The organism is Bdellovibrio sp. CKG001, from assembly GCF_055397465.1.
Window position 1 is genome coordinate 2,253,595 of sequence record NZ_AP029173.1, and the last position, 16,187, is coordinate 2,269,781.

The 16,187-nt window shown below is 50.0% G+C and carries 15 protein-coding genes; 6 read left to right on the plus strand and 9 right to left on the minus strand.

The window, feature by feature from the left end; all coding sequences use genetic code 11:
* Positions 1-97: 97 nt before the first annotated feature.
* Entirely contained in the window at positions 98-1,168 is a 1,071-nt protein-coding gene (locus ACZ50P_RS10735) for a hypothetical protein (protein WP_464131058.1), read from the minus strand.
* 186 nt (positions 1,169-1,354) lie between these two features.
* The gene (locus tag ACZ50P_RS10740) at positions 1,355-3,433 is read right to left on the minus strand and encodes a hypothetical protein (protein ID WP_464131060.1); all 2,079 of its coding nucleotides are present in this window, start codon (positions 3,431-3,433) and stop codon (positions 1,355-1,357) included.
* A gap of 120 nt (positions 3,434-3,553) precedes the next feature.
* Between ACZ50P_RS10740 and ACZ50P_RS10745 the strand changes: the two genes are divergently transcribed.
* A complete protein-coding gene (locus ACZ50P_RS10745) occupies positions 3,554-4,276 on the plus strand; it encodes an FAD-binding oxidoreductase (protein ID WP_464120761.1) in 723 nt (240 codons plus the stop codon).
* Entirely contained in the window at positions 4,269-5,147 is an 879-nt protein-coding gene (locus ACZ50P_RS10750) for a DMT family transporter (protein ID WP_464120760.1), read from the plus strand. The genes ACZ50P_RS10745 and ACZ50P_RS10750 overlap by 8 nt, the downstream gene beginning before the upstream one ends.
* Positions 5,148-5,200: 53 nt before the next feature.
* Here the strand turns inward: ACZ50P_RS10750 and ACZ50P_RS10755 are convergent, their stop codons facing one another.
* From ACZ50P_RS10755 to ACZ50P_RS10770, 4 genes are all read right to left on the minus strand, one after another.
* Positions 5,201-6,232, minus strand: a complete 1,032-nt coding sequence (locus ACZ50P_RS10755; protein ID WP_464120759.1) for a DUF475 domain-containing protein — start codon at positions 6,230-6,232, stop codon at positions 5,201-5,203.
* A 78-nt stretch (positions 6,233-6,310) separates the two neighbouring features.
* Positions 6,311-8,911, minus strand: coding sequence for an excinuclease ABC subunit UvrA (uvrA, locus tag ACZ50P_RS10760; RefSeq protein WP_464131062.1), 2,601 nt, complete (start codon positions 8,909-8,911; stop codon positions 6,311-6,313).
* Between the two features lie 190 nt (positions 8,912-9,101).
* Positions 9,102-10,397 (minus strand): hypothetical protein, encoded by a 1,296-nt coding sequence (locus ACZ50P_RS10765; protein WP_464131063.1) that lies wholly within the window; start codon positions 10,395-10,397, stop codon positions 9,102-9,104.
* 53 nt (positions 10,398-10,450) lie between these two features.
* Positions 10,451-11,032, minus strand: coding sequence for a TetR/AcrR family transcriptional regulator (locus tag ACZ50P_RS10770; RefSeq protein ID WP_464131065.1), 582 nt, complete (start codon positions 11,030-11,032; stop codon positions 10,451-10,453).
* 101 nt (positions 11,033-11,133) lie between these two features.
* On the opposite strand from ACZ50P_RS10770, the gene ACZ50P_RS10775 reads away from it, so the two are divergent.
* Positions 11,134-11,664: a hypothetical protein gene (locus tag ACZ50P_RS10775; protein ID WP_464131067.1), complete on the plus strand. Its 531-nt coding sequence runs from the start codon at positions 11,134-11,136 to the stop codon at positions 11,662-11,664.
* Positions 11,665-11,715: 51 nt separating this feature from the next.
* On the opposite strand, the gene ACZ50P_RS10780 is transcribed toward ACZ50P_RS10775, so the two are convergent.
* Entirely contained in the window at positions 11,716-12,213 is a 498-nt protein-coding gene (locus ACZ50P_RS10780; RefSeq protein ID WP_464120754.1) for a Fur family transcriptional regulator, read from the minus strand.
* A gap of 108 nt (positions 12,214-12,321) precedes the next feature.
* The gene (gene folE2 / locus ACZ50P_RS10785; protein ID WP_464131069.1) at positions 12,322-13,236 is read right to left on the minus strand and encodes a GTP cyclohydrolase FolE2; all 915 of its coding nucleotides are present in this window, start codon (positions 13,234-13,236) and stop codon (positions 12,322-12,324) included.
* Positions 13,237-13,385: 149 nt separating this feature from the next.
* On the opposite strand from folE2, the gene ACZ50P_RS10790 reads away from it, so the two are divergent.
* From ACZ50P_RS10790 to ACZ50P_RS10800, 3 genes are read left to right on the plus strand one after another with little or no spacing between them, the layout of a single operon-like run.
* The gene (locus ACZ50P_RS10790) at positions 13,386-13,955 is read left to right on the plus strand and encodes a Maf family protein (RefSeq protein ID WP_464131071.1); all 570 of its coding nucleotides are present in this window, start codon (positions 13,386-13,388) and stop codon (positions 13,953-13,955) included.
* Positions 13,952-14,356, plus strand: coding sequence for a cytidine deaminase (locus tag ACZ50P_RS10795; protein ID WP_464120751.1), 405 nt, complete (start codon positions 13,952-13,954; stop codon positions 14,354-14,356). The genes ACZ50P_RS10790 and ACZ50P_RS10795 overlap by 4 nt, the downstream gene beginning before the upstream one ends.
* Before the next feature lie 21 nt (positions 14,357-14,377).
* Complete coding sequence (locus ACZ50P_RS10800; protein ID WP_464120750.1) at positions 14,378-15,067, plus strand: substrate-binding periplasmic protein; 690 nt, start codon at positions 14,378-14,380, stop codon at positions 15,065-15,067.
* A 1-nt stretch (position 15,068) separates the two neighbouring features.
* Here ACZ50P_RS10800 and ACZ50P_RS10805 read toward each other — a convergent pair whose 3' ends face one another.
* Positions 15,069-16,148, minus strand: a complete 1,080-nt coding sequence (locus ACZ50P_RS10805) for an endonuclease/exonuclease/phosphatase family protein (RefSeq protein WP_464131072.1) — start codon at positions 16,146-16,148, stop codon at positions 15,069-15,071.
* Between the last annotated feature and the right edge of the window lie 39 nt (positions 16,149-16,187).

Sequence of the window (16,187 nt, forward strand, 5' to 3'; positions counted from 1 at the left end):
TGAAACAATTACCCGTTCAATTGGACCTGAGCGACAAAGACCGCAGGGGGGCTGCGGTCTTTGTGAAGCATTTATAGCCTCGCTCAGTTTTTTATCACTAATCGACCCAGACAAGCTTCGTGGTCATGCGCTTGAAGGTCGCGCTATCAACCCAGTAAGAACCAGTGTCTTTGTCACAAATGACCCCTGGCTTGTACGAGCACGTCGTCCCCCAGGAGTTGCGCACCAGATAGTGACACTTGTTATTGATCACTTTTCGTCCCACCACAGAAGATGCATGCCAGCCGCCGAAGATTCCTCCAACACCGGTGATGTGTTTGGCGTTGTATTCAAAACCCACCACCTTATTCGCATTCAACTGACGATTGAGCTTCGCAATCAAGGTTTGTTCTGGGTCGTAGCTATCAGAGGGGTGTTTGTCAGAAGAGTTGCTCTGCTTGCTGGTGTCCCCGCCCGTGCGGACTTTGAGAGAGCTTGGCACTTTCACCTTGGCAGCACCACAACCTGCATCCATCAACTTAAACAACACATCCTCGAGGCGAGAATCCTTGGTGTTGATCACATAGCGTTTTACATCGATTACACTGAGCTTACCGAAGAAATAATCAAACAGATAGTCCACGCGCTTTTGGCACATTTCATCGTTGCAGTCGTTTTCACGAACTTTCTCCATGTAGCGAACCAGATCACCCGTTCCTGCCATGGACACATATCGAGGGACCAATTCAAACGTGAAGTTTCCGTTCTGAGGCAGCGCCTGCGTACTGCACGCATAACCATTCTTTTTGATATCCTTGATGGCTCCGGCAATAAAACCGCCTTCTGCAACCGCCGTATCCCCATTCAGAATACTGCGAAAGAAGCGGCCCGCGCCGGTGATACGACTTGTATAGTTTGATGACGTGTAAATGGCCGAAAGTGGAATTCCTAACTTCTGGCTCAGAATATCATTGGCAGCATAGCCATAGCACCACCCGATATTTCCCTGATCCGAAGGAGTCATGAAATACTTCTTCATCTGCGGGGCCATGTACTCACGCACATCTTTCGGAGAACAGGCCGCCAGATCTTCCGCGTCTGTCGATGTGGCATAACCTTTTTCCGGCATAAAAACCAATGCCGAGGCAAAGGTGAGCAAAAACAGGAGGGCTGCTTTTATAAGTCTCATTCGACGTCCTTTCTATTATGACGTCGAAAGCTAGAGCAATTCACAATCCAGCGCGGAGGGGTGTTTAAATCCTGCTCAGCTGTCAAAGACCTGAACAGGTGACCTTAAATGGTAATCTTTTAAAACAAAAAACGGAGACCTGGGGCCTCCGTTTTTGGGTCTGTTCTTACTGATGATCCCTGAGACTTAGAAGTTGATCCCCAAGCCCACGGTGCCATAGAACGTGTTGAGTTCAGCTTTTTGATTCAAAGACGAATCTTTAAAGCCGTAGCGTTTCATACCGAAGCCCGCCTCTCCGAAGTAGCGCTCTGACCACAGAACCTTACCATGGAAGTTCAGGGACATGGGCGCATTCAGGGTCACCTTTGAGTCCATGGAGCTCATATAGTAAATGAACTCCATATCCACCCATTTAGGATAACGCATGAAAGGCAGCAGATTAAAGAAGTCATCAAACACCTTCGGCATGGAGCGCGCCCAGAAGGCCCCCACTCCCAACATCGGTGCTTTCAACTTATCAAACGTCACGTTCTGATAGGACAACATACCCCCAACGGACTCATCACGCCCCCAAAGACCTGGAGTCGCGCGGTATTTCAAATCCACTGTCATCACACTGAGTGGAGCTGTATTGCCGGCCGTATCCACTTTCAGCTGATTAAAGGACTGGAAGTACTTGGCACTGACACCCCAGCGCTGACGGGACAGCCAGTAATTGGTCCAACCAAACAGATCCTCGAACCATTGATTGTAGGCCACTTCCCCCATGATGATAAATTCACTCTTGGCCTGAACACCCGTGAAGCGTCCGGACACCTCACGCGGATAGCCCTTGTAGATTTCATAGTAGGACTTGTACGTCTTGCCATCCATTTCCACAGTCAGATAAGAGCGGTTGATCTGACCTCGTTCTGTCGCCCGGAAGTTCCATACAAAGGAGGCCGGATCCTGTGGGTTTTCCTGCGCAGAGTTCTGATCGCTGGTGATCTGCGCCACTGGCTGCTTGCGGCCTTCCAGCTTGATTCCATCGATATAGGTTCCGGTGGGTGCACGCTTGCTTAAATATACACGAGACTGCGCGCGAGGAATTTCAGACAGTTCAAATTTTTGTTTGAATACGCCACCCCCCTGACCTGGCAGATAAATTTTTGGATCGTCCTTCTTAATGGCCGCCGCCCAGAATTTACGAGGGTCCCCAATCGTCGCCTCAAAGCCCAAAAGCTTTGTCAAAGAACCGTACTGGTCCGGATTCAAAATCACAGAGCGTCCGATCGGTCTTGTATCATAACCCACGATGCGCAAAGTGCCCGGCTTTTTCGTATCGGAGATATCCATCAGCTCCAGCTTATTCGGCAAGGTCACAAACTCATAGGACTCACCTGTTCCCAGCTCTGCGAAAAACGAGCTGGGCATGTCCGCCGCCACGGGCACAGAGTTCTTCAGTGCCGCCTCTTCGTTATTCACCAGCACACGCGGGGTCACCGCATCAGAGCGGACCTTCCCCATGATCACATTCTTACCGGAGGATTTCGTTCCATAACGCTGAGAGCACATTTTCGTGGAGTTACGGCCATCTGTTTGAGTGACACAGAAACGGAATGATTCTTTCTGGCCCCAGAACGGAGCTTTCGCGCTTTCCACGTCAACAATCGCAAACTGAGATCCAAAGATTCCAGAGCGCGCCACGTCTTTGGCGGCAACCCCTTTTTCAACCAGAGCTTTTCTCCAGCCATCCAGCTGCTTCTGCCATTTTGTACGATCTTCCTGAGTAAAAGAGTAGCTCCACAAGACAGTGCCCGTGCGGGAAATCATCTCCAGGGTGCCGTGGCTCATCAGTTTTTCGGGCCAAGCCATCACCAAAGTCACTTTACCCGCTTCACTTCCGCTGAGCACCTGAGACAGCTGTGAATGCGTCTTACCCAGTGGCAGTAAGGCAAAGAAGAAGTTTTTTTCATTGAACTGCAGATTTCCCAACTTCAGGATCTTTCCACCCGTCAGGTCGTACTCCAACTCCAGCGGAGGCAAAATCACACCATTGTCTATCTGATCGAAGTAAAGAGGCTTATTAAAATCCCGGGTCGCCGCTGTTTTTAGCAAGGAGCGTTGAGGGGCTGGCACTTCTTCCGTGGAGTCCCCACTTTCAGAGGCTTCCACCGCCGGCGTGGTTGGAGCACTTGGTTGAGGTGTTTCCTCAGACGTCTGTGCGTGTACAAAGGACGCAAATGCCAATAAAACGATCAAAACCAGATGCTGCGCACTATTCACGGTTGTACCTCTCTGCTGAGCTTTAATTTTATTGAATACGAGGTTTTGTAACAAGCTAAAACATTGGACTGTCTGGCTTTTTCAGACTATTAAATCCTCTTTGCAATATGAAGGAGCCCTATGTCTGCCGCTCGTACGATCTACCACATGAGAGTCACAGAGATCATCGACCACACCCCTACAGTGCGGGAATTGGTCCTCAAAACTGAGACTCCCAATGAATTCAACTTCAAAGCCGGCCAATTCGTGATGCTTCACGTCCCTCAAGGGGAAGCAAAACCAGCGCTGCGTGCATATTCCATCGCCTCTGACGACCGCACTAAAGACGGCTTCCGTCTTCTGTTCAAGTTCGTTGAAAACGGACTTGCCTCGACTTTTGTTTGGCAACTCAAAGGCGGAGAACTCTTAAACTTCACCGGCCCGTTTGGAAAAGTCTTCTTCCAGGAGCCTCCGACAGAGCAAATTGTCTTCCTGAACACGGGCACAGGGCTATCCCAACACATCTGCTACCTGCTTTCAAAAAAAGAGCAGTACCCAAACCTGCGCTACCGCATGCTGTTTGGCGTGCGCACAGAAAAAGACATGTACTATCAAAAAGAAATGGCGGCTCTGGAAAAAGAACTGCCTGATTTCAAATTTGAATTTGTTCTGAGCCGTCCCCAGGACGACTGGAAGGGCAAAAAAGGTTACGTGCAGAACTTTATCTCTGAATTTGACTACAAGAACATCCCCACCACGTTCTACCTCTGCGGTAACGGCGGCATGATCAAGGAAGTGAAACATCAGCTTCTGGAAATTGATGGTTTTGATAAAACCAAAATCTGGGCAGAGGCCTTTGACTAAAAACCGTGCGGCCTTAGAACTGATCTTTGCCGGAGTCCTTTGGGGCTTCGGCTTTGTCGCCACAGTGTGGGCGCTGGAGGCCTTCACTCCTGTTGAGACTCTTTTCCTGCGCTTTGTTATTGCCGGGATTGTCGGAGAACTTCTTTACCTGATTGCCAAAGGCCCCAACTTTGTCAGCCTGCGCGAGGAGCTGACCCGCGCCCTGCCTGCAGGGCTGCTGTTGGGCGGAATGCTTCTTTTGCAGACCATAGGTTTAAAATACACCACCGCCACCAAGAGCGGTTTTCTAACTGCCCTGTATGTTATTTTAGTGCCTCTGTTTAATGCCTGGTTCTTTAAAACCGCCAGTTCCTGGCGTCAGTACGCTTTGACCTTCCTGGCATTAGTGGGCACTTTCATCCTGGTGGGCGGAAAGATCGACAACATCAACACCGGGGATCTGTGGACTTTGGCGTGTGCGGTGTTTGCGACATTTCATATCATCTATATCGGGCGCATATCCCACCGCGTGGGCAATGCCTTTCGCTTTAATAACTTCCAGTCCCTGTGGTGCCTGTTGGCGCTGACGCCGTTGTTGTTGTCACAGGAACAAATGTTTGTAGGCACACCAACAGCCAAACCTTGGCTGGGAGTTTTGTGCCTGGGACTGGGCTCCAGCATCATTGCTTTTTATTTGCAAATTCGAACTCAGAAAATTCTGTCCGACTCTACCGCCAGCATGATCTTCCTGCTGGAATCCCCGTTTGCGGCGATGTTTGGCTTTTTGATCCTGAACGAACGCCTGTCACCACTGCAGATCTCGGGCGCCGTTCTGATCATGGCCGCCTCTGTCCTGCAAATTCTGTGGGACCCGTCCAAGAAAGAAACCTAGGAGCGAGAACAGGCCCCAACAACGCAGTCAGTGGGGCCTTTTTCATCAACCGCCTAATGAGAGGCTTCGATGTTGCCTTTTTTCAGGGACCACAAGAATGACGTCAGGATAATAATCCCGCCGCTCAGGCCCGTGAACCATTCAGGGATGTGCAGGAACGGATCTGCCAACATGATCATGGAAAGCAAACCGATGGCATAGAAGGCCCCGTGCTCCAGGAAGGCAAACTTGGTCAGTGCCTCTTTTTCCACGAACATGATCGTCAAACTACGCACGAAGAAGGCTCCGATACTAAGACCAATCATAATGATGAACAAATTGTGCGTGATTGCAAAGGCTCCCACCACGCCGTCGAAACTGAATGACGCATCCAGAACTTCCAGATACAGGAACATCCCGGCGCTGGCCTTGTGCACGTCGTGCATTTGCTCATCAGAGGCCTCCAACCAGGACCCAATACCATCCACGATCACGTAAGTGATCAGACCCGCCATCCCCGCCATCAGGAACGGCAAGGCTTCTTCTTTAGGCAGGAAGTTCGTGATCAAAATAAGAATAATCAAACTTAAGCAGACTTCGATGGCTTCGACTTTGCTGCCAATATAACGAGTCGGCTTTTCAATAAACGGAATCCAGTGCAAATCCTTGCTGCCGTCATAGAAGTACTTCAGCGCCACCATCAACAGGAAGCTTCCTCCGAAGGCTGCCACCTGCAAGTGAGCATCGAGCATCATTTTGGCGTAATCATCCGGCTTCGTCGCCGCGATCACCAAGGCTTCCCACGGATTTACATCCGCCATGAAGGTCACAATCAATAATGGGAAGACCAGGCGCATCCCAAAGACCGCGATAAGCATCCCCCAAGTCAGGAAACGATGACGCCAGACCGGAGTCATTTCCTTTAGAACAACAGCGTTCACAATCGCATTATCGAAAGACAATGAGATTTCAAGAATCGCCAGAATGGAGGCAATAAAAAGAGCCTGAAGACCGGCTGTCACCGTGCCACCGTAGTAGTGACCAACGAAGTAAGACGCAATCAGACCGATGAAGGTAAAGACAAAGGAACCTGTAAAGTATTTCATTCTGACAGATTTCCCCGATTCCGCCCTAAGAATCAAGGGCGGTCGTTGAAGACATGGCTTGTCAAAAATGAACTCGGTTTATTTCAAGAGAGGCTTCAGGAATTTGCCTGTTTCACTGGCAGGGACCTTAGCCACTTGTTCTGGAGTTCCCGTGGCAACGATATAGCCGCCGCCTTTTCCTCCATCCGGGCCCAGGTCGATCACATGGTCCGAGGTCTTCACCACTTCCATATTGTGTTCAATAACCAGCACGGTGTTCCCCTGGTCCGCAAGTTCTTGAATCAGCTCCACCAGTTTGCGAACGTCATCAAAGTGCAAACCCGTGGTGGGCTCATCTAAAATGTACAGCGTCTTACCCGTGCCACGACGGGAAAGCTCTTTGGAAAGCTTCACACGCTGAGCCTCCCCCCCTGAAAGAGTGGTCGAACTCTGACCCAAAGTCATATAGTCCAGCCCCACACGATGCAAAGTTTCAAGCTTGCGATAGATCTGCGTGTGGTTGCGGAAGAACTCCAAAGCCTCGCCCACGCTCATTTCCAGGACATCGGCGATGGATTTATTTTTGTATTTTACGTTCAAAGTCTCGCGGTTGTATCTGCGCCCCAGACAAGTATCGCAGGTCACAAACACATCACTAAGAAAGTGCATCTCCATACGGATCTGTCCGTGTCCCATGCAGGTTTCACAGCGTCCGCCTTTGACGTTAAAGCTGAAACGTCCCGGTTCGTAACCGCGCAGTTTTGAATCCGGCAAGTTTGCAAACAGATCACGAATCATCGGGAACAGACCCACATAAGTTGCCGGCGTCGACCGCGGCGTTCGCCCGATGGGTTTTTGATTGATATCAATGACCTTGTCGATGTGCTCAAGACCCTGAATCTTTTTATAAGGAGATGGCTGTGCCAGTGCCTTATAAAAGTGCTGCGCCAAAATCTTGTATAGAGTGTCGATGATCAGGGTGCTTTTTCCTGACCCGGACACCCCCGTCACGGTGGTAAAGGTCCCCAGAGGAATTTCCAGGTCCACATCGTGCAAATTGTTTCCACTGGCCCCCAAAAGCTTCAGGGTGTGACCGTTCCCCTTGCGACGTTCTTTGGGGACAGGAATGCGGATCTCGCCACTGAGGTATTTCCCTGTTAATGAATTCGGGTTGGCCGCCAGTTCATCCGGCGTCCCTTGGGCCATTTTTTCTCCGCCCAAAATCCCCGCACGTGGCCCCAGGTCCACAACAAAGTCGGCGTAGCGAATGGTGTCTTCGTCATGCTCGACCAACAAAATGGTGTTCCCACGATCCTTCAGCTCACCGATAATATCCAGCAGTCTGTGATGATCCCGCGGATGCAGCCCGATGCTGGGCTCATCCATGACATACAGACAGCCGATCAAGGCCGAACCCACTTGCGTGGCCAGACGAATACGCTGGGCTTCGCCCCCCGACAGTGTGCGCGAAGGACGGCTAAGAGACAGATATCCTGTGCCGACTCGAATCAGATAATCCAGACGTGCCAGGATTTGTTTCACGATCTTTTCCGCGATCAACTGGTCTTTGGTTTTCCATTCCAGTTTCGCGATCCAGTCCCGAAGCTCCACCGCACCCAAATCAGACAATTCAGCAATGGTTTTTCCGCCCAGACGGATATTCAGGGCTTCCGGCTTCAAACGACTGCCGTGACAATCCGGGCAGTCGTTCAAAACCATTTCTTCGCCTTCTTCATCGTCTTCGTCCGAAGTTTTTTTACCTTTGTATTTGTAAACGACTTTGTCGAGTTTTTTACCACCGACTTCACCGTCAGAGAATTGCTCCTCTTCTTCCAGATCTATCGTCCCCAGTCCGTTGCATGTCGGGCAGGCGCCGCGTGGGTTGTTGAAACTGAAAAGTCTTGGTTCGATCTCCGGGAAGCTGAAGCCGCACTCAGGACAAGCCGAATGCAAAGAATAAGACACACGATCCCCGTCCAGAGTTTCAATGATCACGCGGCCATTGGCCATGGAAAGTGCGGTGTTGATGCTTTCAGAAAGACGCAGCTTCAGGCTGTCTTTCAGAATCAACTGATCAATCACCAGATCAATATCGTGGGTTTTGGTCTTGGCAAGCTTGGTGGCCTTATCAAGATCAATCATCTTGCCGTCGACTTTGGCTTTGACAAAACCTTTCTTCGCCCAGCGCTGGAATTCAGCTAAGAACTCCCCTTTTTTTCCCGACGCCATCGGAGCCAGGACATAAAACTTAGTCCCCTGGCTTTTTTTGAACACCTCTTCGATGATCTGCTGCGGGGTTTGACTGCTTACTGGAATATGGTGGGTCGGACATTCCGGAACACCCAACTTCGCATACAACAGGCGCAGGTAATCATAGATCTCGGTCACCGTGCCCACGGTGGATCGAGGATTGGTACCGACAGATTTCTGATCAATCGCAATTGCAGGAGAAAGCCCCGTGATGGAATCCACTTCCGGTTTTTTTAGCTGTTCAAGGAAGTTGCGCGCATAGGCCGAAAGACTTTCTACATAACGTCTTTGTCCTTCAGCATAGACCGTATCAAATGCCAGCGAGGACTTTCCACTGCCACTTAAGCCCGTAAACACGGTGATCTTGTTGCGCGGGATAGTAACACTCACGTCTTTGAGATTATGCTCTTTTGCACCCTTAACTATGATTCCATCTTCAGCATGCGACATAACCCCAAAGTCTAAGCCCGAGCCTTCCAGAAGGAAAGCCGAGAAAAGGTGCCTGGTTGTTTTTTCTGGCTACGGCGCAGCAGTCCGTAGGAAAACACAAAGAAATCACAATAACTTGCTAGACGGGCTTTTTAATTAACGAAGGACTTCACCTGATGCGTTGTAGCCAGAAAAAACAACCAGGCACCTTTTAGAGGCCGAAGCCGCATTTGGATTTTAGGTAAGTGTCAAAATCGGAGTCTGAGAAGTATTTGAAATGAGCGGCGGAGGATTGACGCTGGTCCGGCCACAGGTCTTTGGTGGGAACCTTGCATGTGCGCCCTTGTTTGCTGATCGTGGCTGTTCCGTTTTTCTGCAAACGAGGTTCATCCCCGCGAGCATCCACCCGCACAACAACACCTGAACCACGATAGGTCACTTTCGGAGGGTCAAGTTTCGTGCCCCCCTTGGTGATCGGACCATCTTCGCTCATCACTCCACCAATCACTTCACGAGTCTGCGCATTGAAAGTCACGGTCTCACCCGTCGGCAACGTCACGATTTGTCTGTTCCCTTCCACACGGATGTGCGGAAGCGTCTTGCGCGGAAACACCATCATGTAGGTTTCCTGAATATGGCTCAGGGTCGAATTCGGGGAATCACTGATATAAAACCCCAGATCCTGCCGGGCTCCCCCCTCGTATTCAAAGGTCCAAATTCGGTCACGGTTTTCCGCTTTGCTGGGCACAATGCGATTGGGGCCCCGATTGAAGAGTTTAAATTTGCTTTCCGCCGGATCCCCCTGGCTTGTGCAGGAATCATATGTACCCACCGTCCGACACGTCACTGGACGAACTCCATAAGGATTCACCGTGCGCGTGGGTGGGCGCAACGTCGGAGCATCAGCCGAAGATCGACCTGCAAACTGACTGACCTTGGGATCAACCGCCTCTGATTGTTTGACATCACGGGAATAGAGCTTTGAAACTTCACAATCTCGGCAAGGACCACCGGGTTGCGCCTGTTCTTTGACGACCTTATTACCTTTTTCGATCTGACGAGCCACTTCGGCAGCAGCGTCTTTATTCTCTTTTTCCTGCGCACCGGCCGGAACCCTTAAAGCTTCCGTCTTGCGTGTTGTGCGCACACGATCGGCTTTTTCCACTTCTTTGGTGGTCTTGTCCTGAGCTTCAGCCTGTTCGCCTTCATAAAGCTTCATACCGGGATTGGAAGGGTTGTAATAGACCCAGGCCTTTTCGCCTTTTTGTTTGCCATCAAGCACTTCCACATTCAGCCCGTACTTACCGGAGCTGAACTTTTTTACTTCCTGAATTTTAGCTTTCGTCCCCGGAGGCAAAACAAAACGCACGTTGCGCGTGGACTTCAGAAAGTTGGCTGAATAACGAGCATTAAAGTAGCCCTCAAGCTCAACAAGCCCGCCACTGCTAATACCCAAAAAAAGAGGTGCGAGGATAATGACTCCCCACCTTTTTAAAGCCAACTTCATATAAGTCCTATCGGTCGTTCCAAAACAAGACTTAAGAAAACTGACCGTGACCGTTAATATTTTAATTCCAAAATGGCTTTTGCGGATCGAATCAAATATTCGAACGTTTCATCACTCGACTGTTCGAGCTGGAATCCCCCATTGGATTCCAGGTCAATAAAGCCATTGAGCAGACAGCGAATAATGCGAACCTTATGTATGATCTCCTCCAGACTTCGGTCTGGTGTTTTGAGATCACTGGCCTCGGTCGCCAGTTGGACGATTTTATAGGCCTTCTGCAGCAACTCCTTGTTCTGAGAAGCAATGCCAAACTGAACACATTCGAACTTGAATGGATTCTCTTTCGAGAACGCCCGGTACGTTTCAAAAAAGACCCTGAGCTTCTGCTCCTGTGGGACTGACACCAAGGATTCTGCCAAAACCTCGGCAAATTCAATGGTGGCCTTCATGGAGAGTTCATTGCGCAAACCTTCGAGTCCGGAGAAATAATGATAAATAGAGGGAGACTTGACCCCGACCTTCTTTGCAATTCCAGCAATGCTCAGCTCATGCCAATGCGCCTTGACCATGGTCTTTTCTATTTTAGCCAAAATATAGTCTTTATCGATCTGATCTTTCTTTTTAGGCCTGCCCATACGCTCTTTGTATCACATCAAGATTCCCTCTTGCAATATTAATCTAATGCCGTTAGATTATTAATCTAACGGCATTAGATTAATTTAAAAAAGGAGACTCTATGAAAAAATTATTGTGCCTCATCGCTGTCATCACCCTCGCTCAACCTGCTCTCGCAAAAGGATCAGGCTGGATGGTGGAGGTCGATCCGATCGCCTATTTCTTTAAAGGTTATTCCGTGCATGTAAGCAAAGAACTGGGACAGACAGGCCTGGTTCTGGATCTTGGCGTATTTGCCATGGATGTGCCGGATGATGTTGAAGCAAATAAAGACTTTGATACCAAGTTCGATGGATATGGATTTAAGTTGAATTATACCGGAGACCAGCCGGATGGATTCTTCGCAGGCATCTCTGGCGGGATCAACAATCTTTATGCTACAGAAAAAGTGTCACACGAGGAGCAACAAGAATCCGTCGGCTCTGTTGGAGTTCAAGCTGGATATCGCTTTGGCAATGAAGGCTTTTATATTCAACCGTGGATCGGGATCAACTACCTGCTAAACGACGTGACCTTTAAGATAAACAACAAAGAGTACAACCAAGAGCGCGTGCAGTTCTTCCCGACGGTCCATTTGGGATATCAATTCTAAATCAGAAACAAGCATTCGGATCCGACCTTGTGTCGGATCCGCCTTATCAGGTTACAGGTTCTTAGCCTGACAAGCAGGACACACCCCATACAGCTCAAGAATATGATGAGTCAGTTTGAAGCCAAATTGATTAGCAACTTTTTCCTGAAGACCTTCGATCGCTTTGTTTTCAAATTCGCAGATCTTTCCGCACTTCACGCAAGTCAAGTGATCGTGGTGACCTTTCGGGGTCAGCTCATAGCGCGCCGGCAAGCCACCCATACGCACTTCCGTCACGAAAGACCCTTCAGTCAGAGTGCGCAGGAAGCGGTACACAGTAGCAAAACCAATATCTGGATGTTCTTTATTGAGTTTTTCGTAAAGCTCTTGAGCTGTGACGTGGCGACGCCCTTCATGCAGGGCCTTTAAAATCGCCATACGTTGGCTGGTGACCTTGAGGTTCAAGGCGCGAATGATGCGCTTCAGCTCCCCCTCGTCGAACTCCTCAGAGTGAACAATGATGTCGTCGTCGTGTTGGCGCGGAAGGAATGGAACAGAATCTTTACCCATAATATGGTCACCTCAGGCCCCTAGTTATAGGGGAGCCCTTCAGATAAGTCCACATAATCAAGAATCATTATCAATTGATTTGCGCTAACCTTGCTTTTTCTGTGGAAACTAAAAACTACGTAATTTCAAACCCTTAGAAATGTGAGAAACCGCATTATGTGGGTGCAGGCTTTCCACATGGCTGAATTCAGCCACATAGTCCAAGATCGCAGGCTTCCCGTCCAAGGCATCCTTCACCCGACGAGCCGCGTCCTCACAGAACATCAGGTTCTGGCCGTTACGAAGAGCAAACTCCTGCTCGTCTTCACGCTTCACGGCCCCTTGCACTGCCGTTTGCAAAGCCTCCTCCACCACGTCGATCAAGTCACCGTAATGGAAGTCCGGACCGACTTCAGCCTTCACGCGGGCAAAACTGCGCTGAGCATGTGGAGTCGCCACAATCCCCTGCGGAGTTCCCAACCACGCATGCACAATATCGAAATCCAAAGTCTGATCATTGGAAAACTGCTGCTTGAAACCATCCTGAATCAACTGACGGGACAAAGCCGCCGAAGCCGGGCAAGTGCTGGAATAAGTCACGATCACTTCCGCAAAGTAGCTGATTTTACCCTCTTCATTGAACGCTGACAGAACCACCGGATAAGAGCGCCAAGCCTGGTTATTACTTTTTAAGGCCTTGCGCACCAATGGAGCCTCGAACTGCACCTGAACCAGCGCCCGCGTGGAAAGATCCTCGTGAGTGCGCAGAAACTCGGACGTCACCTGCCCCAGAAGCCCCAGAGTCAAATCAGACTTGGTCATCATTTCCTGGGACAGCAAATACAATCGCGACATGTGAATGCCACGGGAAGGCTTTTTATCCAGACTGACTTTGGCGTCGACTCGTGCCGGAATACGATACGGGCCATCGGCCTGTTTCAGGATCACCGGAAGCTCAATAGCCCCCATCCCCACCCAGTCAATCGGGGCAAATCGTTCAGCATGAGTTTCTTTGGCTACGTCAGGAAGAGTTTGTTTCGTCATAAGCTTATATCCAATTCACCCCCTTCTTAGCGCAATTTCCTGCAAATGGCTCTGAATTTTGCCATTCACGAAGCTTTTTCAACCAGATGCGCCGCAAGAGTGAGGTTAAAGTGGTGCCGCTGCCAGCAAGAACGGATATATTGAGCCCTATGCCAAAAAAGCAACTGATCCTCGCAAGTACATCGAAATACCGCCAAGAACTTCTTTCTCGTTTGGCTTACGCTTACACGGCCCAGGCCCCTCTGATCGACGAAGATAAAGAAAAAGACCCGGCCCTGGCACCGCAGGCTCTGGCAGAAAAACTGGCGGATCTGAAAGCCGCCAGCCTGCAAACGCACGACGCGGTTGTGATTGGCGGAGACCAACTGGTGTCCTTCGAAGGCCGCATTATCGGCAAGGCCCACACCGCTGAGAAGGCCGTTGAACAACTGATGAGCATGCAGGGAAAAACTCATGAATTAATCACCGCCATCTGCATTTACGACGGTGACAAAAAGATTCCCTACACGGACATCACGCGCATGCACATGAAGAAAATGTCCCGCGAGCAGATTGAAAAGTATGTCAGCCTGGACAATCCCATTGACTGCGCCGGAAGTTATAAAATTGAAAAACACGGAATCATGCTGTTTGATAAAATCGAAAGCCAGGATTTCACTGCCATTCAAGGATTGCCCTTGATCGCCCTGAACAAAATATTAGAGAATCTAGATCTATGAATGAAACACAGAAAAAACTTTTTGAAGCCGCCTGCCAAGTTCAACGTAAAGCTCACGCCCCCTACTCTGGCGCACTGATCGGGGCCTCCGTCCTGATGGGCGATGGCCAGATTTTCACAGGCTGCAATGTGGAAAATGCGTCCTACGGCGGGACGGTCTGTGCCGAGCGTGTGGCCATCTTCAAAGCGGTCAGCGAAGGCGCACAAAAACTGATCAAGGAAATTTTGGTTGTCAGTGATGCAGAAAAGCCCTGGCCACCTTGCGGATTCTGCCGCCAGGTGATTGCAGAGTTTGCCAATGAACACACAATTATTCATACCGCAAATCTTCAAGGTAAGGTGAAATCATTCCAGTTCCCGGAGATTTTCCCGGAAGCTTTCACACCAAAACATCTTGATTAGGGACGCAAAAGGGGAAAAGACATGCCACTGCTTTGGGTGATATTTCTTTTTTCCTTATCTGCTGAGGCCCAAAAAGTTCGCTTTGCCTCGGACCCTTATCCGCCCTTTATCTATGAGGAAAATGGGGTCCCGAAAGGGACTGCCCTGCCTCTGCTGGCGAAAATGCTTGCCATCAAAGAATCGGATCTGGACGTTAAAATCATCCCCTGGAAGCGGGCCCTCAAAGAAGCAGAGAACGGGGCCGTGGATATTATCGGCCCGATGCAAGTGGACCCGAAAAAAACCTATCTGACTTACACAAAACAAGTGATCAAAACAGAAGAAGCTCTGTGGACACTGGCCAGCAACCAGTATTTATCACAGCTGCGCTGGGAAACACCTCAGGACTTGCGCTACTACAGTATCGGTTATGTTCTGGGTTACGAATACGGGGAACCTCTGGGAAGCTACCTGAAGGCCCCCAAAAGCCGCAAAGTGGAGGTGCAAAGTGTCGCCCAGGGATTGCGTAAGCTGTACACCGGAGAGATTCAACTGTTCGTCTGCAACACGGACGTCCTGGCCTTCTATGCTCAACAGGAAGGCATCCCGCTGAAATCCTTCAAGCGTGTGGGTCGGCCGATCATCGAAGACTTCGGTGTTTTCGGTATTTCAAAAAAATCCCGGTTAAACAAGGACGTGCAAAAGATCAATGCGCGCGTCCCTTCACCTTGATTTAGCGGAAGTTTACAAAGTAACGATAAAACTCTCCGGACTTCCCCTGAAGCTGACTTTGCAGCTCCTTCAACAGCTGCACGTAAGGACGGAATTCAGGCTCCTCCTGCTGCGCAAGCAGGCGCTCCGCTTTTGCCAGATTCTGCAAAGCATAAGACTTGCGAAGCTCCAATCCTAATTCGTTCGTGGAAGAACGATTCGGGTCTACAGAAAACTGCACACGCACACCATAGTGATCCGAAAGAGGCTCGCGCTGGGTCCCGCGCATGTTTACTTCTCCGGATTCCACGCGCAAGGTCGTGGAGGATTCACCGATATTGGAATAAAAGATATAGTCAAAAACCTGATCCGTCAGCATCCAGCCCCGTGGATTCCCCGCACAATAAGTGCAGTATCCTTTCTTGGGATAGCCGCCCATGGCGTCTTCCATCGCATCGCGGGTGCCTAACGTTGCCAGCACCAACGCCCGCTCCAAGCTGCCAACATTGGCATTAAAATCACCTGACAAAAGCATTTTCATATCCTGATGCTGCAAGCGCCACTTCAAAATATCCAGAACTTGCGTCACCCGCACGGCCGGAGACGACGGATGCAAGTGCGTGTTGATGAAATAAAAATCCTCATCAATCCCGAAGAACCCAGCCTTCACCACATGAAAGGCCTTGCGCACATTTAAAGCCTCGCGCACAGAATCCAGGACCCCACCTTCATTGTTCACATCAAAGGCCTGAGTCTGTGTACCCTTAATATCCCCCATAAACAGGGACATCACACCAATGCGAGAGTCGCGGTTCGGGGCACTGATGCTGTATTGTCTTTTAAGATTTCTTTCGATCAGATCGATCTGCGGCTCGTTCCAGACTTCCTGCAAATGAACCACCTCACACTTGGGGATGGCTTGCAATAAACCGGTCATACGCTCGGTGCGGCCTTCAATATCCTTGGCATAGATAGGGCCGTAGGCATTGAAGTTCTGCAAACAAAAGCGCGGCGGACGAGGATCTGGAGCCCAGTAGCTTTCCGCAAAAGCCTGAACGGACATCACCAAGGCGCTTCCCAGAATCCATGCTTTCAGTTTCATACAACCCTCGTTTGGTAGACTTCAATTAAAGGAATCCAC